The 21,542-nt window shown below is 73.2% G+C and carries 16 protein-coding genes, 1 tRNA gene and 1 pseudogene; 12 read left to right on the plus strand and 6 right to left on the minus strand.

The window, feature by feature from the left end; genetic code table 11:
• Positions 1-136 precede the first annotated feature (136 nt).
• From WMF33_RS18745 to hflX, 5 genes are all read left to right on the plus strand, one after another.
• Complete coding sequence (locus WMF33_RS18745) at positions 137-1,123, plus strand: hypothetical protein (protein ID WP_437338405.1); 987 nt, start codon at positions 137-139, stop codon at positions 1,121-1,123.
• Positions 1,116-1,586 carry a FixH family protein gene (locus tag WMF33_RS18750; RefSeq protein ID WP_437338406.1) on the plus strand — a complete coding sequence of 157 codons (471 nt, stop codon included), beginning with the start codon at positions 1,116-1,118 and terminating at the stop codon, positions 1,584-1,586. The genes WMF33_RS18745 and WMF33_RS18750 overlap by 8 nt, the downstream gene beginning before the upstream one ends.
• Positions 1,587-1,597: 11 nt before the next feature.
• Positions 1,598-3,046 carry a WD40/YVTN/BNR-like repeat-containing protein gene (locus tag WMF33_RS18755; RefSeq protein WP_437338407.1) on the plus strand — a complete coding sequence of 483 codons (1,449 nt, stop codon included), beginning with the start codon at positions 1,598-1,600 and terminating at the stop codon, positions 3,044-3,046.
• A gap of 265 nt (positions 3,047-3,311) precedes the next feature.
• Positions 3,312-5,231 carry a GAF domain-containing protein gene (locus WMF33_RS18760; RefSeq protein WP_437338408.1) on the plus strand — a complete coding sequence of 640 codons (1,920 nt, stop codon included), beginning with the start codon at positions 3,312-3,314 and terminating at the stop codon, positions 5,229-5,231.
• A gap of 331 nt (positions 5,232-5,562) precedes the next feature.
• Positions 5,563-6,984: a GTPase HflX gene (gene hflX / locus WMF33_RS18765; RefSeq protein WP_437338409.1), complete on the plus strand. Its 1,422-nt coding sequence runs from the start codon at positions 5,563-5,565 to the stop codon at positions 6,982-6,984.
• Between the two features lie 32 nt (positions 6,985-7,016).
• On the opposite strand, the gene WMF33_RS18770 is transcribed toward hflX, so the two are convergent.
• Complete coding sequence (locus tag WMF33_RS18770; protein ID WP_020735772.1) at positions 7,017-7,193, minus strand: hypothetical protein; 177 nt, start codon at positions 7,191-7,193, stop codon at positions 7,017-7,019.
• 106 nt (positions 7,194-7,299) lie between these two features.
• On the opposite strand from WMF33_RS18770, the gene WMF33_RS18775 reads away from it, so the two are divergent.
• Positions 7,300-7,731, plus strand: a complete 432-nt coding sequence (locus WMF33_RS18775) for a DUF309 domain-containing protein (RefSeq protein ID WP_061629656.1) — start codon at positions 7,300-7,302, stop codon at positions 7,729-7,731.
• Positions 7,732-7,938: 207 nt separating this feature from the next.
• A complete protein-coding gene (locus tag WMF33_RS18780; protein WP_437338410.1) occupies positions 7,939-8,331 on the plus strand; it encodes a response regulator in 393 nt (130 codons plus the stop codon).
• 223 nt (positions 8,332-8,554) lie between these two features.
• On the opposite strand, the gene WMF33_RS18785 is transcribed toward WMF33_RS18780, so the two are convergent.
• Positions 8,555-9,337 carry a hypothetical protein gene (locus WMF33_RS18785; RefSeq protein WP_437338411.1) on the minus strand — a complete coding sequence of 261 codons (783 nt, stop codon included), beginning with the start codon at positions 9,335-9,337 and terminating at the stop codon, positions 8,555-8,557.
• 474 nt (positions 9,338-9,811) lie between these two features.
• On the opposite strand from WMF33_RS18785, the gene WMF33_RS18790 reads away from it, so the two are divergent.
• Positions 9,812-10,252: an acyltransferase gene (locus WMF33_RS18790; protein ID WP_437338412.1), complete on the plus strand. Its 441-nt coding sequence runs from the start codon at positions 9,812-9,814 to the stop codon at positions 10,250-10,252.
• Between the two features lie 131 nt (positions 10,253-10,383).
• Here the strand turns inward: WMF33_RS18790 and WMF33_RS18795 are convergent, their stop codons facing one another.
• Positions 10,384-12,021 carry a L,D-transpeptidase gene (locus tag WMF33_RS18795; protein ID WP_437338413.1) on the minus strand — a complete coding sequence of 546 codons (1,638 nt, stop codon included), beginning with the start codon at positions 12,019-12,021 and terminating at the stop codon, positions 10,384-10,386.
• A 571-nt stretch (positions 12,022-12,592) separates the two neighbouring features.
• The gene (locus tag WMF33_RS18800; RefSeq protein WP_437338414.1) at positions 12,593-13,345 is read right to left on the minus strand and encodes a S1 RNA-binding domain-containing protein; all 753 of its coding nucleotides are present in this window, start codon (positions 13,343-13,345) and stop codon (positions 12,593-12,595) included.
• A 374-nt stretch (positions 13,346-13,719) separates the two neighbouring features.
• Here WMF33_RS18800 and WMF33_RS18805 point away from each other — a divergent pair.
• Positions 13,720-13,792: transfer RNA gene (locus WMF33_RS18805), tRNA-Lys, on the plus strand.
• A gap of 169 nt (positions 13,793-13,961) precedes the next feature.
• Here WMF33_RS18805 and WMF33_RS18810 read toward each other — a convergent pair.
• Positions 13,962-14,852 (minus strand): annotated as a pseudogene (locus tag WMF33_RS18810) (tyrosine-type recombinase/integrase); the annotation flags it as partial.
• Between the two features lie 772 nt (positions 14,853-15,624).
• Here WMF33_RS18810 and WMF33_RS18815 point away from each other — a divergent pair.
• Positions 15,625-17,262, plus strand: a complete 1,638-nt coding sequence (locus WMF33_RS18815) for a hypothetical protein (RefSeq protein WP_437338415.1) — start codon at positions 15,625-15,627, stop codon at positions 17,260-17,262.
• A gap of 225 nt (positions 17,263-17,487) precedes the next feature.
• Here the strand turns inward: WMF33_RS18815 and WMF33_RS18820 are convergent, their stop codons facing one another.
• Positions 17,488-18,588, minus strand: a complete 1,101-nt coding sequence (locus tag WMF33_RS18820) for an RNA polymerase sigma factor (protein ID WP_437338416.1) — start codon at positions 18,586-18,588, stop codon at positions 17,488-17,490.
• A 213-nt stretch (positions 18,589-18,801) separates the two neighbouring features.
• Between WMF33_RS18820 and WMF33_RS18825 the strand changes: the two genes are divergently transcribed.
• Both WMF33_RS18825 and WMF33_RS18830 read left to right on the plus strand, forming a co-directional pair.
• Positions 18,802-19,902 (plus strand): PEGA domain-containing protein, encoded by a 1,101-nt coding sequence (locus tag WMF33_RS18825; RefSeq protein WP_437338417.1) that lies wholly within the window; start codon positions 18,802-18,804, stop codon positions 19,900-19,902.
• Between the two features lie 16 nt (positions 19,903-19,918).
• Entirely contained in the window at positions 19,919-21,526 is a 1,608-nt protein-coding gene (locus tag WMF33_RS18830) for a hypothetical protein (protein ID WP_437338418.1), read from the plus strand.
• Positions 21,527-21,542 lie beyond the last annotated feature (16 nt).

The following is a 21,542-nucleotide window of genomic DNA, read 5'->3' on the forward strand; positions in this document are numbered from 1 at the left end:
GGAGCGTCCGCGGCAGCGCGAGACGCGCGGCGCCGAGGGCGCGCCGGAAAGGGGCGGCCCGAGCGCGCTGCGGCGCCTCCCGCGCGACAACATGACGCATTGTCGCCGGCCATCCGCGTCGCCTATAGCAGCGGCCGTGCTGCCCAGAGCCGTCGCCGGCGCCGCGCTCCTCCTCTCGCTCGCGTTGTCTCCGGGCACCGCGCGCGCGTCGGCCTGCTGCGGGACCGGGCACGGGATCGCCCAGTGGCTCGCGCCCTCGGAGCGCGCCGCGGCGAGCTTCTCGCTCCGGTTCACGGAGCAGCTCGGGAGCTGGTCGCCGGCGCGGGACTTCACCACGCAGGGCGAGGGCGTCTACCACCGCGAGCTGCGGGCGGACGTCGGGTGGACGGTGCGCGCCGGAGAGCGCCTCCAGCTCGGCATCTCCGTCCCGCTGCTGCGCACGTGGGCCGGGGCCGGCCCCGGCGACACGGCCGCGGGCGGCGGCGTCGGGGACATCAGCGCCTCGGGTCGGGTCGCGCTCGTCGACGGCGTCATGTCCCCGTGGCTCCCGTCCGCCGCGTTCACGCTCGGCGTGACGCTCCCGACCGGACACGGCCAGAACGACGCGATCGAGCCCGTCGGCGTCAGCGCGACCGGCGTGGGCACGGGCGGCGCCGGCGCGATCGGCCTCGGCGCGGCCAGCGCGGACACGACCGGCCTCGGCGTGGCCGAGTTCCGGCCGGGGATCCTCCTCGAGAAGTCGTGGGGCTCGTTCCAGGCACTGTTCTCCTTCTCGACCAGCGTCCGCACGAGCTACTACGCCGCGAGAGATCGCGAGGTGCAAGCCGCGCCGCGCATGCAGTTCCTCGCCGCGGCGGGGCCCGTGTGGGCCTCCGGCACCTCGCTCAGCGTGGGCGGCGTCTACGAGCGCGAGGGATACGCGCGCCAGGCCGGCCGCCCGGGCAAGGGCGGCGCGCACGAGCGGACCGCGCTGCTCGCCGTGCTGGCCCACGACGTCAGCGCGCGCTGGACCGCCGTCGGCAACCTCCAGGTGGACGTGCCGATCGCGGGGATCGGCCGCAGCGAGGGCGCCTTCGCCGCCCTGTCCGCAGGCCTCCGTTACGTGTGGGGGAGACATGATTGAACCGCGCGATCGGCCGTCGACGAGATCACCCAGGGAGCGCCGCGGGGCGCGGGCACGCCGCGCGGCGCTCGCGGCGGTCGCGGCGCTCGCCCTCCTCGCGCTCCAGGGCTGCGGCGCCGAGGGGTGGGAGCCGGATCCCGGGAGACGGCTGGACGCCGGCATGAACGGGCGCATCGAGTTCTCGGTGGCGTCGACCGCGCCGCTCGCGGTCGGCGCCAACACCTTCCACGTGCGGCTCACCTGGCTCGACTCGAGGAAGCCGGTGCAGCGGATCAAGCTCCGCGTCTACTCGACGATGCTCGGCATGCGGCACGAGTCCGTGCACGACGCCGTGGAGATCGAGCCGGGCCTGTACGAGGTGGCCAACGTCCCGTTCTCGATGACCGGCACCTACGACATGCAGTTCCGCGCCCTGGCCGCGTCCCTCATCGACGAGGCGGAATTCTCGTTCGAGGTGTACTAAGTTTCCGCCCCGTGCACAGCTCAGCAGAGGAGACGCCTCGACCGCGAAGGGGAACGAGCGCGCCGCGGGGCCGCCGGCTCGCGCTGTCGGCCGCGGCGCTGGTCGCGGCGCTGGGGCTCGCCGCGCCGGCCTCGGCGAACGGCCGCTTCCCGGCCGCGGGCCTCATCGCGAGCCACCCGAGCGATCCGTCGCGCCTCCTGGTGCGCGCGACCTACGGCCTGCTCTCCACGAGCGACGGCGGCGAGGAGTGGCGCTGGATCTGCGAGCCGGTCGTCGGCTTCGGCGGGAACGAGGACCCGATGGTCGCGTTCCTCGCCGACGGGACGATCATCGCCGGCGTCTTCGAGGGGCTCAGCGCGTCGAAGAACGGCGGGTGCGACTGGTCGTTCGCCCCGGGCGAGCTCTCGGATAGCTACGTCATCGACCTCTCCGCCGATCGCGAGGACCCCTCGCGGGCCGTGCTCGTCATCAGCTCGGGGCTCGGGGCTGGGCGGTTCCTGACCCAGCTCTGGGAGACGAGCGACAACGCGGACAGCTGGACCAAGTCGAGCGCCGATCTGCCCGAGGACTTCCTCGCGCAGACGGTCGACGCGGCCCCCTCGAACCGCGACCGCATCTACCTGAGCGGCCGCTTCGGCGGGCCGGACTACGCCGGGGCCTTGCAGCGGACCGACGACCGCGGCGCGACCTGGGAGCGCTTCGACATCCCGGGGAGCGACGACAAGCGGCTGCCGTACATCGGCGCGATCGATCCCGCCGACCCCGACACGATCTACGTGCGCCTCGACGGCGATCCCAGCGACGCGCTGCTCGTCTCGCGCGACGGCGGGCAGAGCTTCGCGACGGTGTTCGAGAGCCAGGGCGACCTCCTCGGCTTCGCGCTGTCGCCGGACGGGGCGACCGTGCTCGTGGGCGGCCCGCAGGACGGGATCTGGCGCGCGGCCGCGAGCTCGCTGGAGTTCACGAGGATGTCGGGCATCGGCGCGCGGTGCCTGACCTGGACCGACGCGGCGCTCTTCGCCTGCGGCGACGAGTTCGTCGACGGCTTCACCGTCGGCCGCTCGATCGACGAGGGAAAGAGCTTCGAGCCCCTCCTGCACCTCGACGGGCTCTGCGGCCCGATCGAGTGCGCGCCGGAGAGCGGCGCGGCCTCGACCTGCACGGATCTCTGGGGCGCGACCGAGCTCACCATCGGCTCCCGTCAATGCGGTGGCGCCGGCAGCGGCAGCGGCAGCGGCGCCGGCAGCGGCGGATCCTCCGCGGGGCCCGCGGAGGAGGCGGGCGGGTGCGGGTGCAAGCTCGGCGCGCCGGGCGCGGCGAGCGCCGACGCCGCCGCGCCGCCCGGCGGCCGGCGCGCGCTCGCGCTCGCGCTCTCGGCCGCCGGCGCGCTCGCGCTGGCGCGGCGTTCGCGGGCCCGCGCGCGATCGAGCGCACGCGGGCCCGCGAGGCGCGCGGGCTGAAGCAGGGCGGCGCGACGGCGGGCGAGCGAGGCCGTGCCCGCGCGAACGACCGCGCGCGGCTTCATCAACCGCTTATGGAAGGGCGCGGCGAGCGTCGGCCCGAGCGCCGATCGAAGCGACCGGGCGCTGCGCTCGGTCCCGGCGCCGCGCCGTCCGTGCGGGAGCGGGGCGGGCGGCGCTGAAGGCCGCGTCCGGTTCGTTTCTGGATCTACGCCCTCGCGGGCTGGCGTAGACTGAGAGGGCCTAGGCTCCGGCCAGCGCGTGAATGGCTCCCAGAGACCTTCCCAAGTCGCCGCTCGCCGCCTTCCTCCGCACCCACGGCGCAGGGATCCTGGAGGCGTGGGAGCGCGCCGAGCGGCGCCGCGCGCCGGGCGAGCAGTCCCCGGGCTACCTCGCGCTGCGCGAGGAGCTGCCCACCGTCTTCGAGCGCATCGCCGAGCGCCTCGACGCGGCCGTGTCGTCGGCGGTCGTGCCGCAGAGCGACGACGCGCGCGACTCGTGGACCGGCGTCGAGTCGCTGTCGACCGACTTCCCCGAGCCGCTGCTCGGCTTCCGCGTGCTCGACCGGCTCCGCGACGGGTTCGATCTGGAGGACGTGACGGCCCAGTACTCGGTGCTGCGCCGCTGCGTGCTCCGGCTCCTCGAGCGGACCGGCACGCAGGCGTCGTGGCTCGAGATGACCGTCCTGCACGAGGCGCTCGATCAGGTGATCATCGATCCGGCCACGCGGAGCGCCGCCGGCCGCGAGCGCGCGCTCGGGGCGCTCGATCGCGTCTCGGCCGAGGGCATGGGCAGCGTGCACATCGACCGGCTGCTGCGGCGGCTGCTCGAGGTGCTGCTCGAGTCGGCGCGCTCGGTCGACTGGGCGGTGATGCTGCTGATCGAGGGCGAGGTGCTGCGGATCCGCGCGGCCATGGGCGTCGACGAGGCGCTCTGGGGCCTGCGCGCTTACCGGCTGGCCGAGGGGTTCGTCGGCCGCGTGGTGCGCGAGCGCCGCCCGGTGGCGCTGCGCTCGGCGGCGCCGGATCCGCTGGCCACCGACGCCGGGGGCGGCGCGGCCGGGCCCGAGTCGGGCGCGCAGAGCGAGCGCCCGAGCGACGCGCTGCACGCGCTCTACGGCGTGCCGATGCTGTCGGAGGGGCGCCTCGTCGGGGTCGCGGTCGTGAGCTCGCGCCGCGTGTCCGAGTTCTCGGAGGGGGACCGGCTGCTCTTCCGGAAGGCGGCCGAGCGCGCGGCCGCGCTCGCGACCCAGGCGCAGCTGCGCGAGCAGCTCGCCGCGGAGCGCGGCCGGTTCGAGACGGCGATCCAGCGGCTGCCGGTCGGCGTGGCCGTCGCGGAGGGGACGGGGGGCACGATCGCGCTGAGCAACCGGCGCTTCGCGGAGATCGTCCGCGGCCCCGAGGAGACCCCGAGCAACGCCCCGCTGCGGACGCTGCTCAGCGAGGCGGACGACGACCAGCGCGCGCGCTGGCTGCTCTTCCGGGCGCTGCACGGCGGCGAGACGGTCGCCCGCGAGGAGCTCGAGTTCGTCCGCGGCGACGGGGAGCGCCGCCTCGGGAGCTTCAGCGCGACGCCGGTGCGCGACGCCGACGGGCGGATCACCGCGGCCGTGATGATCGTCGACGACGTGACCGAGGCCCGGAAGGCCGAGCGCGGCCGCGAGCTCCTGGTCGCGGCGAGCGCGGCGCTGGCGGAGTCGGCCGATCACGACGCGGCGGTCGAGCATCTGGTGCGGCTCGGCGGCGAGCGCTTCGCGGACCTGTGCGCGCTCGACCACGACGACGGCGGCCTGCCGCGGCTCGTCGCGTCGGCGCGGCTGCCGGAGGCGCGGGCGCTCGTGCCGCGGCTCCTCAAGCACCCGCCGCTGCTGCTCAGCGAGGCCGGCCCCATGGCCGAGGCGGCGGCCCGCCGCGAGGCCACGCTGATCCCGCTGGTCACCGATCCGTGGCTGCAGCGGATCGCCCGCGGGCCGGAGCACCTGGCCGCGCTGCGGGAGCTCGGCGCCCGCTCGGCGATCCTCGTGCCGCTCGCGGCGCGCGGCCGCAGGCTCGGCCTGCTGAGCCTGTGGGCGGTGGAGCGCGAGCTCCGGCAGGAGGACGCGAGCGTCGCGACGGAGCTCGGGCGCCTCGCGTCGATGGCCATCGAGGCCGCGCGGCTGCACCGCGAGGCGGCCCGAGGGCGGTGAGGCGGAGCGAGCGCGGCGGGCGGGGGTGAGCGGCGGGCGGGGGTGAGGGCGTGCGGGCGGCGAAGTCATGCCGGAGCGGCTCGCGCACGAGCACGCGCACGCGCACGCGGAGGCCAGACGCAGACGGGAGAGGGGAGACGGGAGACGGGGAGACGGGGCGGCCGGGCGGAGGGGTAGAAGGGCGTCAGGGGGGACCTGCGCGGCGTCGTGGCAGGGCCGGGGGGAGCGCGGGGAACGCCGCAGGGAGGCCCGGGGCGCGCGCCGGAGAGCGCGTGGCGGCTTGCGTCGCGGGGGGGGATGAGGCGAAGCTCCCGCCCTCAAACACCACCGTATGACCACGACTCAACAGGAACGTCCTCTCGCGGTGCTCGTCGGGGTTCAGCTCCCCGGCGTCGACGATGTCGAGCACGCCGCGGATCTGGCCGAGCTGGGCCGCCTCGTTCACACGCTCGGCTTCGACGTGATCGCGACCGTGTCGCAGCGGCGCAGCGCGCTCGCGGCGGCCGCGGTGCTCGGGGAAGGCAAGCTCAAGGAGCTCGCGGAGCTCACGGGCGGCAGCGGCGTCGTGCCGTCGGGCGCGCCGGAGCGGAAGAACAAGGCGCGCGCGCGCCGGGCCGCCGAGAGCGGCGAAGGCGACGACGGCGAGCTCGGCGAGGACGAGGTCGACGACGCGGATGAGGACGGCGGCGGCGCGGCGCCGGACGCGGGCGGGCGGGAGGCGCGCAGGGCGACGGTCGTGGCGGTCGATCACGACATCTCGCCGAGCCAGGCGCGCAACCTGGAGCGCGCGACGGGCGCGCAGGTGCTCGATCGGGCGGGCGTGATCATCGAGATCTTCCACCGCCACGCGCGGAGCCGCGAGGCGAAGCTCGAGGTGGAGATCGCGCGGCTCAACTACGTGGCGCCGCGGCTCCGCGAGACGGGCGGCGGCGGGGACCGGCAGCGCGGCGGCATCGGCGGCAAGGGCGCCGGCGAGAGCGCGCTCGAGCTCGATCGGCGCAAGATCCGCGACCGCATCGCGGAGCTGAAGCAGGAGCTCTCCGGGGTCCAGCGCGAGCAGTCGACGCGCCGCGCGCTCCGGCAGGGGCAGCGCCGCGTGGCGCTCGTCGGCTACACGAACGCCGGCAAGTCCTCGCTGATGCGGGCGCTGACGGGCAGCGAGGTGCTCGTGGCGGACAAGCTCTTCGCGACGCTCGACACGACGGTGCGCGCGCTCCACCCGGAGGTGCGCCCGCGGATCCTCGTCTCGGACACGGTCGGCTTCATCAAGAAGCTGCCGCACGATCTCGTGGCGAGCTTCCGGTCGACGCTGGACGAGGCGCTCGAGGCGTCGCTCCTGCTCTACGTGGCCGACGCGTCGGACCCGACGTTCCGCGATCAGCTCGGGGTGACGCGCAGCGTGCTCTCGGAGATCGGCGCGAGCGAGGTGCCGAGCCGGCTCCTGCTCAACAAGGTGGACCGGCTCTCCGAGGAGGAGCGGGAGGCGCTGCGCCTCGAGTTCCCCGAGGCGACGCTGCTGTCGGCGAAGATCCCGGGCGACGTGGCGGCGCTGCGCGAGGCGATCATCGGCTTCTTCGAGCAGTCGATGGTGGAGGCGGAGCTGCTCCTGCCGTACGCGAAGCAGAGCCTCATCGGGGAGATCTACGAGAACGCGCGCGTGCTCTCGGAGGAGTACGACGACGCCGGCGGCCGGCTCGCGGTGCGGGCGCACCCGGCGGCGCTCGACCGGCTGCGCAGCCTGCTCGCGCGCTGAGCGCGGCCGATCGCGGCGAGGCGCGCGCAGCGTCAGCGCTGCGCGCGGCGAGGTGCGGCGGCGGCGCGCGCAGCGTCAGCCCGGCGAGGTGCGGCGGCGGCGCGCGCTGCTTCGGCGCGGCGCCGGCGGCGGCGGCGCAGGAACAGGCCGATCGCGAACGCCACGAGGTGGAGCCCAGCGATCACCGCGACGAGGATCCACCGCTGCACGCGCCGAGCGTAGCACCGGAAGGCCGGAGCGCGGGGGCGCCGGCCCGCGTGCTATCGTCGATGGCCTCCGCCGGCCTCTCCGCGCCTCCTCTCGCCGGTCCGCGCCATGAACCCGTCCGACGCCGAGCTCGAAGCGATCGTGCAGCGGGGGCTCTTCGCCTACCGCGCCGGGCTGTTCTACGAGGCGCACGAGCTGTGGGAGGACGGGTGGCGCGCCGAGCCGGACCCGGTGCGGAAGGCGTTCCTCCAGGGGCTCATCCTCGTCGCCGCCGCCCTGCACAAGCTCACGCGGATGCGGAGCCCGTCGGGGGCGGTGCGCCTGCTCGACAAGGCGCACGCGCGGCTCGCGGGCGTGCCGGAGGGCATGGGCGGGCTCGCGGTGGGCCTCCTGTCCGGCGACGTCGCCCGCGCGGCGCGCGCGATCGAGCAGCTCGCGCGCGAGGGGAGGACGGACCTCGACGCGTCGCTCGTGCCCAGGATGGAGATCGCGGGGGAGCGCGCGGCGTCCTCGCTGGCCGGCGCGCGTCCGCGGCCGTGACCTTCTGCCCCGAACGGGCGCCGCGATCGAGATTGCGCTTGTCACGTGCGACGTGGGACGCCGGCGTGACATCGTTTGCCTGGGTGGAGATCGCACGGGGAGCGCCTGTGCGGGGGGAAACTCGTGGCAGACGGAACCTGTCAAACCGGGGCGGAGAGGCCGGCGAGCGCCGAGCATGGATCCAAGCTGCAGACCGAAAGGAGCCGCGTGACACGGCGCAAGCAGATCCTGATCGTGGACGACGACCAGGAGATCCGGGAAATGCTCGAGATCACCCTGATGGAGGAGGGGTACGACGTCCTCTCGGCGAGCGACGGCGAGGCCGCGCTGGCGCTGCTCGAGCGCAACAGGCCGAACCTCATCCTGCTCGACATGCGCATGCCGGTCATGGACGGCTGGGGTTTCGCGCGGGCGTACGCGTCGTGCCCCGGTCCGCGCGCGCCGATCCTGGTCATGACGGCGGCGGTGGACGCCGGCACCTGGGCTCGCGAGGTCGGCGCGTGCGCGTCGGTCGCGAAGCCGTTCGACCTGAACCGCCTGCTCGATTCGATCGCGGTGCACGCCGGCTCGGCGTGCGGCCCGAGCCCGGCCTCGGCCTGAGCGGCGCAGCCGGTCGGGCCGGGCCGGGCGGGATCCCGGCCTGAGGTGATCGGCTGCGGAGGTGCGCGCGGCGGTGGAGGAGAGGCCGCGGGGCGGCGGTGGAGGAGAGGCCGCGGGGCGGCGGTGGAGGGGATCGCTGGGCGGTGGTGAAGGAGGGGCCGCCGCTGAGCGACCGATCGGCGTCGTTCAGCAGCGGCCCGCGCGCCGCTTCCGCTGCGGCGGCTCAGCCGCCGGTCGCGCGGCGCATGGCGCACATGAGGTCGCCGCCGCAAGGGTCGGCGGGGGCGCGGCGGTCGGTCGAGCTCGGCGCCGCGGGGCCGGCGTTGGCGCGCGGCGGGGCGGCTGCGCCGGTGGACCGCGCGCGGCCCTCGGGCGCGCGGTGCGAGGCGATGGCGGCGCCGGGCGCGTCGGTCGAGGCGGCCGCGCGCTCTGCCGCCGCGTCCGGCGCGGCGGCGGTCGCCTCGACGGCCGTCGCCGCGACGGCGGTCGGCTCGATGCGCGGGAGCCGCGCCTCGATCGCGCGCGCCGCGGCCGCGAGCCCGGCCGTTGCGGCAGGGCCGGGGGCGGTGTCCGGGGTCGAGATGCCCGCGGTGAGGGCCGCAACCGCGGCGGCGGCCGCGAGCAGGGCGGCGGCCGAGCGGACGCGCCACGCGCGCCTCGGCGCTTCGGGCGACGGCGCCGCTGGCGTGCGGGCGGACGCGGGGCCGCGCATGGACGCGGGGCCGCGCGTGGACGCGGGCGGCTCGCCGAACGGGAAGATAGGTAAGACGTCGAGGACCTTGGGCGGAGCGCCTGCCGCGCCGGCGCTCAGCACGGTGAGGTCGATCTGCCCCGAGGGCACGTCGCGGTCGTCGTTCGCGGCCCGCGCCGCGGGCGAGGTCGCGTCGGCGGTGTCGTCACCGGCCGCCGGAGCGTCGATCGAGAACGTGACCGAGGTGTCGTCTGCGGGGCTGTTGACAACGGATGGGTGTTCGTTCTTCCACTCCTTGTGCTGCGTGCTCCTCATGGTTGCTTCTGCTTCAGCCGTATCGGTCGAACGCTGGAGTCGTGACGCTCAGGCGGCCGGTCGGCGTGTCCTTTCGTGATTTGGACATGCGCACGAGCGCGCGCTTGGGCCAGGGGCGCGCGCGGGATCGCCTCTCGAGGCGGCCGTCGCGCGTCGCTGCGCTCGGTTCCGCCCTGCGCGCGCGCCGTCGTGCGTCGCGACACGCGCGCCGTCATGCGTCGTGCGCGTCGCGCGCGTCGCGGCGGCGGAGGCGCCTGCAGACGAGGTCGGGGCGCACCTGAGGCGTGGCCGTCGGCGGCGTTCGCGATCTTGCGACCGGGCTCGCGACGCCCATACTTCGACCGCTCGGATCGCCGAGGGCGTGCAGTCGGCGGGTATCATGACCGCGTGCGCTCGGGGAAGTTGGTTGCGATCGGGGCGTTCCTCGTCGAACAGAAGTTCCCACGCAAACGCGAATCGGATACTTGAGGTGAGATGAAATCTACACGGCTCTTCACGGTTCTGGGGGCGCTGACGTTCCCCCTTGCGGTGGCTCTGGTCAGCAACGGGTGCAAGAAGGAGGAGGAGGAGCCGCCGCCGGTGCCCTCGGCGCCGGCCGCGGTGACGCCGGCCCCGACGCCGACGCCCACCACGCAGATCGTGCCCGAAGAGGACGCCGGGGCGGACGCGGACGCCGACACGGCGGACGCGGACGCCGGAAAGAAGCCGGTCGCCACGGGCGATCCGAGCGGGATCCGGAAGTGCTGCGCGGCGCTGCGCCAGAACGCGAAGTCGGCGCCGCCCGAGCAGCAGGGCGGCTACCTCGCGGCGGCCTCGGCCTGCGACGGCCTGGCGAACTCGCCGCAGGGCCGGCAGGCGCTCTCGACCCTGCGCGGCCTCCTGCTCGGCGCGCAGATGCCGGCGAGCTGCCAGTAGTATCCGGGACGGGAGAGCCAGCGCGTGCGCCGGGCGAGCTGGCGGCGCGCGGCCCTTCGCCGGAGGCCTCCGGCGCGCTGGGCTGCGCGAAGCCAGCTCAGCCGCGCACGCAGCTCAGCCGTGCGCGTAGCTCAGCCGTGCACGTAGACCAGCGTGCCGCCGCCCTCGATGTTGACGGCTCCGTGCCACTCGGGCGGGACGGCGGGCTCGGTCCACTCGAAGAGCCAGGCCGCGTCGGCGGGCGCCAGGTTGATGCAGCCGTGGCTGCGCGCCTTGCCGAACTCGTCGTGCCAGTAGGCGCCGTGCAGCGCGTACCCCTCGTGGAAGTACTGGGTGTACGGCACGTCGCGCAGATCGAACGCCTCGGCCGCCTCGTCGTCGCCGTCCATGGTGGTCGAGACGTGCTTCGCGTGGATGTAGAACGAGCCGCGGACGGTGGCGTCGGTCTCCTCGGGGTCGGCCATGCCGCTGCGGCCGCTGGAGATGAGCGCCGCGAACACGGGTCGGGTGCCCTCGTAGGCGACGAGCATCTGGCGGCGGATCGAGACGTCGATCCACTTCTTGCCGTCGCGCGCGAACCCCTGCGGGTCCTTGCGCAGCTCGGCGATGACGAGGTGGCCGCCGGCGAGCCATGAGCCCTCCGTGGTCTCGACGAGCCCCTTGGCGCCGCCGCGCGTGCGGCCGGTGAGCACCCAGCCCGAGCGGAACGGCGCAGCGCCCGCGTCGACGAGCGCGCGCCCCGAGGCGGACACGCGCTGCCGGCTCGCCCCGTGGACGCGGACGAACGCCGGGGCGCCCTTCAGGCTGGGATCGACGCGCGGGTCGGTGCCAGGCGGCGCGGGCGGGAGCTCGTCGGCCGGGCGCTCGGCGATGGAGAAGCTCGCGGAGTCGGTCTGCGGGGCGGCCGGGGAGGAAGGGGCGCTGGCGATCGGGGAGGCGCTGCCGGCGGGGGGCGGCGCGGCGGGCGGGGGCGGCGCGGCGGCCGGGGGCGGCGCGCCGGGCGGAGGCGCGGCGTCCGAGGCGCTCGCGGGAGCGTCGGCGACGTCGGCGTCGAGGTCCTTGATGATCACGCCGCGCAGCGCGCTGAGGCGCGCGGGGCGCGTGCGATCGAGCGGGATGAGGTCGAGCTCGGTCGTGAGGCCGAAGCGGCGGTTGGTCCACTCGAAGGTGGTGATCAGGCCGAACGCCGAGCTCTCCTTGGCGCGGCCCGTGTGCACGGAGTAGTGGAGCTTCTCCTCGGCGCCGTAGGGCTTGGGGAGATCCCGGCCGGCGAGCAGGAAGTCGGGCACGGGGTCGAGCGGCAACGTCGAGGGCGCACCGGCGGTGCGGGCGAGGTGGACGCTGAGCGTGGAGCCCTCGACGCGGCGCTGGTCCTCGAGGGTCGGGAGCCGGAAGTAGAGGTGCGGCGGGGGCGAGCCCGACATGACGTAGTGGTACGGCACGGGCGCGCCGCGGCGCGGGCCGCGCACGGCGGCGGCGACCACCTGGTGCTCGAGCGCGAGCGAGGCGCCCTTGCCGACGCAGACGTAGCCGCGCGGCGCGATCCGGTACCAGCCGCCGGCGCAGCCGTCGGTGCCCGCGGGGAGCTCGGCCCGATCGACGACCGCGCCGGCGCGCAGGTAGCCGAGCTTCGTCGAGCGCTCGTCGGGGGCGACGTAGATCCAGGTGCGCATCGCGATGCTGGCGATCTTCGCGCCCTGGCCCGGGAGGGTGGCCTCCTTCGCGGCGGGGGAGGAGGCGACCGCCGACGTGAGGGACGCAGGAGACACTGCGCCGGGCGCGGGGGAGCCAGGGGAAGCAGGGGAACCCGGAGAGGAAGCCTGGCCCGCGAGCGCAGGGGAGAGCGGGCGAAGCGAGGGCGAGAGCGCGGCCGCCGAGGGCGCTGCGGGGTCGGCCGCGGAGGAGCCGGGAGCGGCGGAGGCGGCGGGGAGGGCGAGCGGGGCCGTCGCTTCAGGGGAGCCGGCGCGGTGATCGTCGGTCGCCCTGCCGGGGGGATCCTGGGCCGGAGAGCAGGCCGCGGCCAGCAAGGCGAGGGCGGAGGCACGAGCACGAGCGAGGGGAAGCATCGGCGGCGCGAAGGCGAAGGCAGGGCGAGCTGGGCCGCGGGTGCGAGCGTGGGCTCGGGCGCGGGCGCGAGACCAGGGGGCGAGGAGAAGCGAACGCAGGGGTTGCAAGGGGCTGAGCGGGCGAGGTGTACGCTCAACCGAGGGGGAGATGCAATGTCCTGCCGGTGGGGCGGGTGGGGAGGGCGAGCGGGACGGTGCGGAAGGGCGAGGAGACGGTGCGGGAAGGCGGGAGACGGCGCGGGAACGCGGGGCGGGGAGATGGGAAAGCGGCGCGCTAGCGCTTGACCTTCTTTGCGAGCAGGTCGCCCAGCGTGCCGAAATTGCGCGGGGTCGGCTGCTTGGCGCCCTTGTCGCCGGCGTCGCCGGAGCGCTCGGCCTTGGCGTACGACTCGAACTGGCCGCGCTCCTCGTCGGCGCGGAGGGCGGAGATCGACAGGCGGATCTTGCCGGACTCGTCCACGTTGAGGATCTTCGCCTCGACGTCCTGACCCACGGTGAAGTGCTTCTTCAGGTCGGCCGCGCGCGGGGTCGCCGTCTCGGCCGTCGGGACGAGCCCACGGCCCGAGCGGCCCGAGGTGCCGGCGATCTGCACGAAGATGCCGTACCGCTCGATGCCCGTCACCTTGCCCTTGACCCGCGCTCCCTCGACGAGCAGCGGCGCGCCGCCCGCGGCAGGCGAGGCGACGGAGATCGACGATGCGCCGTCGTCGCTCGCGCGCACGACGACCGGCGTGAGGCGCACCTGGCCGGTGCCCGAATCGACGCCGGAGACCACCGCGGAGACGCGCGAGCCGACCGCCACGCGGAGCTTGCCCTCGCCATCGATGAGGCCCGCCCGCTCGAACATGCCCTCCTGCTTGCCGCCGAGATCCGCGAAGACCGCCTCGCGAGCGATCGCGACGACGGTCACCTCGACAGTCTCACCTGTGTGGTACTGGCGGCGACGCTGCTTGCCAGCTCCCTCCGATTGCTCGAAGAGCGAAGCGAACGATTCCTTGGAGGCGGCGGAAGGGCGTGACGGCGACATGGCGCGACCTCATAGCGCGAGGCGAGGGCGTGAGGAAGGCGGCGGTGAGGGGGAAGCGAGGGGAGGGGCAGCGGGGAGGGGGAGCGAGGGAGGGGAGCGAGGGACGGGACGGAGAGCCGGGGGTGGGGAGACGGGGGAGAGGGGGAGGTGGGGCGGACGGGGGAACTAGGTGGGGGCCGGGCGGGCGGGCGCAGGGCGTGGCGCGGCGCGGCGGGAGACGGCCGGGCGCAAGGGAACGCGGCGTGGCGTGGCGGCGGGAAGGGGGCGGCGGCGAGCTGGAAGGGGCGACGGGCCGAGGGATGGGCAAGGAGGCGGACGGAAAGAGAAGGTGGAATCTGCCAGGGGCTTCTGCTAGGTTCGCCGGCCGCTGAATCGGGTCGATAGCTCAGTCGGTAGAGCTGCGGACTTTTAATCCGTAGGTCCAGGGTTCGAGTCCCTGTCGACCCACTGAATGATTCCGAGGGGTTAGAGCCGAAAGCTCACGCGGAATCGAGGGGGAGGTGGGCAGCAACGGTGCCCACCCGGGCGTCTGGCGGACGGCGCCCTTGATGGCCGTCTCGCTCCGGTGGGCGTAGCGGTGCGTCGAGGCGATCGACGTGTGGCCGAGGTGCTCGCGGACCTCCTCGAGCGTCCAGCGACGGCCCCACCAGTCGGCGACGAGCGAGCTGGCGCAGCTGTGGCGGAGGTCGTGCCAGCGGACCGGACGGGTGACGCCCGCGGCGGCGAGGTGGCGGTCGAAGAGGTCGACCTTCTTCTGCTTCCGGCGGCCGGTCGGGAGGGTCACCATCTCGCTGCGGATGAGCGGGGTCTTGCCCTTCGAGACGCGGCCGCCCCGGGCGCCGGGGAAGACAAGAGCCTCGGGGTTGTGGGGGGCGTAGCTCGGGAGGAGAGCGAGCCAGCGGCGGCAGACGTCGACGGCGTCGGCGGAGAGGTAGACGCGGCGGATCTTGCCATTCTTGGGGGGCTGGTTCTTCGAGCCGAAGCGGACCACGACGTGCGGGGCGTCGGCGTCGAGGCGGAGATCGGCCTGATCGAGGTTGAACTGCTCGCCCTGGCGGAGGCCGGTGAGGAGAGCGAAGAGGATGATCAGGCGGTCCGCCTCGGGGATGGCGTCGCTGGTGCGGAGGCGGTGCTGCTCTTCCGGCTCCAGGTAGGTCCAGGGCTCGACAGTGGCGTCGCGGGCGCGGCGCTTGGTGGCCTTCTGGACGCGCTTCTTGAGGGCGGCCACGGGATTCGTGGTGATGTGCTGCGGCATCGCGTCGTCGAGCATCTGCCGGAGCAGCCCGATGACCTGCTTGACCGTGGCGGGGAAAGAGGCTTTGGCGCGCGATAGGGTGTTGCGGTGAGCTTCTTCTGGAGGGCGCATATCCAGGCGTCGACGTCGTTCGCCGTGATCATGACGAGTGCCATGCTGGCGAGTGGGGAGTTCTCGATATGCGTCCGCCAGCGGCCACGGTCGCTCGAGATGCTGCGGATGCCGTCGAGGCGCTCTCGGCGGTCGAGCCATTGCTCGCCCCAGGCTCGGAGGGTGATGCCGGCGACGTCGCCGGCGCGCGAATAGACGGCGGCGCGCAGCTCCTCTAGACGGCGGCGCGCAGCTCCTCGGCCTCCTCCCCGGTGGCGCAGGAGCCGATCCGGCGGCGTTCGCCGTTGATGGTTACGCGGACCAGGTGGCGGCCGTTGCGTTTCTCGCCCATACGCGCCTCATGGTAGCACGCCGAGCTTCTTCAGCGCGGCCGCGGCCCGGGCCTGCGTCAGCGGAGACGCTGCGGGCAGAGCCGCGGCGCGAGAGGGCCGGCGGACCGGGCGAGGGAGCTCCGGACCGGGATCGTTCGCAGCGGCTTCGATCATGTGCGCGAAGGCGCGGAGGAGACGCGCGAGCTCGCGGGGCGTGAGGGGCCGATCCTCGTGCCCGACCAGGTTCTTTCTTGCTGCATCGCCTTTCATCGTCGTTCCTTTTCCTCGTGCATGCGTGGCCAGCAGAGCGTGAGCGGCTCCGTCCCTTGCGCCACCGGCAGCTCGTGCGCGGGGTGAGGGCGTGGCCCGCCGGGATATCGGTTCAAGGCGAGCCTGACGCGCAGCCTGCGGCGATGCGCAGAAAGGTATCTCTGGCGGCAGCGTCTATCGATGGGGGATGCCTTCCTCCACGGCCGCGAAAAACCGAACCGGAACGCGCCGTTGCGCGTGAGCAGGACGCCCGCCGGGAGGCCCATTTGGAGGGTTCGATTTTGTATCTCGGAGCGCCCGAGGAGACGGGCTAGCAGAGTGCAATTGTTTGTGTGCTGGTTCACTGGATGGGTGCGGTGGTTCTGGGCTGCGGCGTCCACCTCCCGGAGGTCGCGGCCGACGCGACCCGGACCGCACCCGGTGGTCTCGGTGCGCCACGGGGCTGCCTGTCAACTTCGACCCATTCCGGTTGGGCTCGCCTTTTTTCTCACCCGGTTTGCGCATCAGCAACTGGCTGCCTCCCATCCGATCACGCGAGTCTCGGGACAGACCTTGCGGTAGGGTGCGCAGGCATGGCGAAGCCGAATCCCCGAGTCGCGAAGGATCCTCAGCCCCGTCCCGTCGCCCGGAACACGCGCGGTATCCTGGGGGACGTGATACGCCGCAAGGTCGTCGACCTCGGCCTGATGCGTGCCTTGCTGCGGGCGGCCGACCCCCCCGACGAGCGCGTGGAGCCGCAGCCCCCGACGCCCACGTTACCTGTACCCGGTGATGACGTCCCGCTCTCGATCGAGGAGGTGGCGGCGGCCTTTCGCGGCCGCTCCGTGACGAGCTTGCCATGGATCCGACAGGCCGCCGCCGTGCTGGACGCTTGGCAGATGCCGATGGCAGCAGAGGAGATCGAGACCCTCCTCGCCGGGTTCACGAGCCATCGAGAGAAGCTCGGCCCGCGCAACGGGCCAGGGAGGAGCGATCTGTTCGTCACGGGGAACGACGGGCGGCTCACGCTCAACCCTGTCGCGCCGGGCCTCATCGCGACGCGGCGGGCGATCCGCGGGCTGCCGCAGCCGGTGCTCGTGGAGCCCGCGCACCGCACGGCACGGGAGCAGGGCAACGTGGTCCGCCGCGTGGAGCTCGACCCGGAGGCGCAACGCAACGCCGAGATCGCGCGCTCGTCCCGCCGCGCCGTCCTTCGCGCGGTACCTTCCGCGGAAGATCCGCAGGCCGTGGCGTTGCTCGACGTGGGCCACCGATCGATCAGGGCCTTCATCGGTCGCGACGTCGCCGAGCTCGCCGGCCTGCTGGAGCGATTCGATGTGATCGCGGGGCTCGACATCCGCGACACGCTACGCTCGCTGGGGTTCGATGCGGGCCGCTGCCGGGTTGTGGATCTCAATCCGCCACAGAAATCCAGACGCCTGAACCGCGCGGGCCGCACGCTGCAGATCACGCCGGAGCTACTCATCGCGGGGACCACCCGCATCCGCCGTCCTTTCGGCGATCCAGAGAAGGTGGCGCGCTACCTGTCCGAAGGGGACCACCAGAGGCTTGCGCGCCGGCTCGAGAGCGACGTCAAGGCGCTCCACGCCTTCTACCAGTACGGCGTCCTCCATGGCGCCGTTCGGCTTCGCTGGGGCTTCGTCGACGACGCCCTGGCGACCGACTGGGCTCTGCCCGGCGACGTGAGCCTCCACCAGCAGCTGAAGCGCGCTCACGAGAAGGACGAGACCGTCGACCTGGTGATCGGAGCGGCGCCGGGGTGGGCCGATCCGTGGTGGAGAGCGCAGCGCGTCCGCATCGTTGACATCAGCTTCCGGGAGGTCGTCATGACGAGGGACGAGGCCGGGCTCGCCCTCCCGATCCTACGGGATGAGATCCAGGCGATTCGCCTGGCGCCAGAGGAGACCGAGCAGTGGAGCTGGCACGGGAGGCAGATGTGGGATCGCTGGAGTGCGATCCAAGAGCGATGATGATCCCTCGTGTCCCAGCGGTCTGCTGGCGCACCGCGTCCAGGTCGTCGACCTCAGCTTTCCTGACGTCGTCGCGTGCCGAGCGCGGTGACTCTGAAGCGCTGGCGCGGTTAACCGCTTACTTTCGGATTCCATGTGTCATGCCGCGCGACCGAACCAAGTGTATGCTGTACGAAGACAGCACCGGCCGTATCGACGACTCGCTCTTCATGAGCAACCGATGGCTCAGCGAATCCGCCTGAGCAGCGCTTCGCGCTCCGCGGCGAGCTGCCCTTGCGGGAACTCCCGCGCATGGGCCTCGAGCAGCCGGCGCGCCTCGACGGCGGCGAAGGCGGTCTGCGCCTCGATCGCCCTTCGGGCCCGGTTGACCAGGCCCCGCTCGCGCTCGTTGAAGGCCGGTCGATCGGCGCGCCGCGGCGACGCGACCCGAGCAGCCGTGGCCGCCGAAGGGGCGGGCATGCGGCTCACCACGGCGTCGGCGCGCGCGCTGCCTTGTGCCCTCGGCGTCGAGATCGGTTCCGCGGGCCGCGGGGCAGACGCCGCGGCGCTGTGCGCGCCGTCTTGCGCGGGAGGCGCCATGGCGTCCTGCGCTTCGGGCGTGGTCGCAGTCGCGCGGATCGCCGCCGGCTGCAGCCATGGGTCCAGGCCGGGCAAGGGCGGCACCGCGGAGACGAGCGCGCCGGTCAGCGTGACGAGCGCACCCTGCATGAGGACCTTCACGCCGAGATGTCGCAGCCAAGCCGGCCAGGAGTCGTCACGGCGGAGCCCGAAGGCGAGCGGCACACACGCTTCCTCTTCCCACCCGCGTGAACGCTGCTGCGCCTGCCACCGTCGCTTCTGCGCCTCCAGCTCCTCGCGCGCCCGCCGGTATCGGGTCTTCACCGTCTGCACGTTGAGGCCGAGCTCGGCCGCGATCTCGACGAGCGGCGTCTCCTCGAGCTCGTGCCTGATCAAGATGTCCCGGTACTTCGGGTTGACCTGGGCGATCAGGTGCCGCGTGAGCGCTGCCCGTTCGCGCAAGCGGAGCAGTTCCTCGGGCGTGGAACACTCTCCCTGGAGCTCGCGCTCGTCGAACGGCGTCAGGATCTCACCTCGGCGGCCCGCGGCCCGGACATGGTTGCGCGCCTGGTTCAGGGCGATCGTGACGCGGTACGGCCCCGGGTCCTGACCCGCCTCAATCCGCTGGTCCGCTTCCAACCCACGCAGCAGCGCTTCCTGCGCAACGTCCTCCGCGTTTCGCGCCGGGACGCCCTGGCGCATGGCGAGGCGCCGGAAGAGAGCGAACCCCGTGGAGATGGTCGCTGGCTTTCCCACGGGAGGTAGCACACCTGAGCCGCCCGGATGGGTTCAGGAAAATGCACGGCGCGACGAATTCGGTGGGGGAATGTGGGACAAGTGTTGCGCAGCGCTGCACGGTGCCCTATGCGGGGGACGGACGACCGCTTCCATCCTCGGGCTGTCTTTTCTCGTTCCAAAGGTCCTTCAACGGCGATTTCCGAGGGATTGACGCCGTGAGGCTGGCGTAAGTACGGTTCATGCATGCGTTGGGCTGCGCACGCGTTCTCGATTCTTCTTGCGCTTGGCGTCGTAGCCAGCTTCACAGGCTCGGCCAGCGCTGAGGAGTTCTACCCGAAGCCAGGATCGAGCGACGATGCAACGGTGAAGGAGCATGTTCGCCGTGCCCGCAGGGCACGCGACGCGGGGCGGTGGACCGAGGCACACGCCGCCTACAAGGCGGCCTTCGAGGCAATAGGCGCAGCGTCTGGCAGAGAGCGAGAGCGGGCAGAGATCGCCGGAGAGCTCGGGCTCTGTGAGCTCGCGCTGCGCCAGTACCGGGATGCGGCCGAACATCTGGCCTGGAGCCTCGAGCAGCGCGAAGCGCCTCCTCTGGCGCAGCAAAGGAGATTCGGCGAAGGGCTGCGCAAAGCAGCGGCGCACGTCGGGACGCTGCTCCTCGCGGTGGATCCGCCGGATGCCGAGGTGTTCGTTGATGGCAGATCCATCGGCCGGACGGCGCAGACTTACAAGCTGTTCTTGGAGCCTGGCCAACATCTGGTGCGGGCCCGAGCGCCGGGCCGGGAGGAGGTGCTCCATTCATTGCGCGCCGAGGCGGGCGCGGAGCACGAGATCTCGATGCAGCTGCCGCGCGGTGCGGTAGACAGCTCCAAGCAAGCCGCGCGGCCGACGCCGGCGCCCTTGAGCACCTCCTCCACGGCACGTGTGAACGCTCCCGGGCCCTGGGCTTCGTGGCCGGGGACGCTGCGCATCGCCGGCATCGGCCTGACCACGGCGACAGCGTCCTTCGGCGCCCTGTTCATGATTCATGCGCGGGCAGCCGACGGCGACCTTGACGAGCACAACAGCAAGCTGGATGAACTCGGATTCACTTCGTGGGCTTGCCGGGAGCCATCGCCGCCTGTAACGTGCTCTGAGCTGGCGCGTCTCCGACGACAGCGAGACCAGTTCGCCGCGCTCGGCACGGGGATGATGGTTGCCAGCGGGGTCATTGGGGCCGCGACCGTCGCTTCGTTCTTCACGGATCTCGCGTTCACCCGGTCTGAGCCCGCGAGAGGCCGCGTCGGGTTCTCGCCGGTCGCAGCGCCACAGCAGGTGGGACTCGTGGCGTATGGCGCTTGGTGACCAAGGAGCCAGGGACATGCGTTTTCCCCGGTGGCGATATCTGCGGCGGCTGTGCGCCCTTGCTGCTTTCTCGACGAGCGGCGCGGGAACGCTCTCGGGCTGCATGTACGCGGAGGAGTGCAGCGACGAGCGGATGTGCCTCGCACCCCCGAAGTCGCCCTGCGAGGTGCTCGAGCCCAGCGTGGGCCCCGTGATGGACGAATGCGGGGTGTTCGTCAGCGCCAGCGCTGGGGGGGACGGTCGGCGCACCGGCACGCGGCTCGAACCGTTCACCTCGCTGCAGCAGGCGATCGTGGAGGCGCAAGCGCGAGGCCTGCACCACGTCTACGCTTGCGGCGAGACGTTCGAGGAAGAGGTGACCCTCATCTCAGGCGTCCACCTCTGGGGCGGCCGTCGCTGTGATGACGGCGACTGGTCGTACGGGTGGTCGTTCGACGGATCCAATCACCCGACCACCATCGCACCCCCGTTGGGAATTCCGCTGCGGGTCGTCGGGGATGATGGCGCGACGTCAACGGTCTTCGGCACGCGCGTCATGGCGGCGGATGCGTCCGCGAGCGATGGCAAGTCGTCGATTGCGGTGATCTTGAGCCCCGGCGCCAAGGTGAAGGTGGTAGCGAGCGAGGTCCAGGCGGGAAACGGGAAGGATGGCGAGGCGGGCGAGGACGCGCCCAGAGAGCGGGCGAAGGACGGCGTGACGGGGAACGGCGGGGCGGACGCCTGCACGGAGGACTTCGCAACGGGTGCTCTCCCGGTCGTGACGGTGTGCGAAGATGGTACCGAGTCCATCGGGGGATATGGGGGCGATGGCGGGACTGAGTTGGGCGGCGATGGTGGTGCAGGACAGCCGGATCCGGCCGAGAATCCGGAGGGCAACGGCCGCGCAGGAACGGGCGCGGACATCGCGAGATGCAGCGACGGGAGCAAGGGCGGTAAGGGCGCCGATTCCGGTCGGGGTGGCGGCGCGGTTGGCGTAGGTCACCTCAGCATCGATGGATGGGTCGGCGTTCGTGGTGAGGATGGAAAGAGGGGCGGCGTCGGGCAGGGGGGAGGCGGCGGTGGCGGCAGCAAGGCGCGGGGCGAAATGATCGGGTGCCCTGCAAACAGACCCCAGGGAGGAGCAGCTGGAGGCTCGGGCGGCGGCGGGGGCTGCGGTGGTCTGGGAGGTAAGGGCGGCGGCTACGGCGGCGCGAGCATCGGCATCGTTGCCTTGCAGGGCAGCGCACTGACGCTCGAGGCGACAGCAGTGGCCACTGGGAAGGGCGGTAACGGCGGGGTCGGCGGCACGGGTCAAACGGGCGGTAGGGGTCGGCCTGGTGGCCAGGGCGGGCTTGGTTTCGATGGAACCACCGGTGTGCTGTGGGAAGGTTGCCGCGGCGGCTCTGGAGGTAATGGCGGCCGCGGGGGCGATGCTGGCGGTGGCCTCGGAGGCCCGTCGTACGGCGTCGCGTCCGTCGGCGCCTATGTGAGCTTCGGGCCGGATGCCACCCTGGAGCATGGTACCCCTGGCGATGGCGGAGCCGCGGGCAATGCATCGTCCGACGACGACGCGGGTAGGGGCGAGTTTGGCCGGGCGATGCCCTGGCGTCAGTTTGATGTATCCAACCCGGAGCCACCCCATTGATTGGCCTCGCAAGCGT

The sequence above is a fragment of the Sorangium sp. So ce394 genome, assembly GCF_051474665.1.
In the GTDB taxonomy this organism is placed as follows: domain Bacteria; phylum Myxococcota_A; class Polyangia; order Polyangiales; family Polyangiaceae; genus Sorangium; species Sorangium cellulosum_D.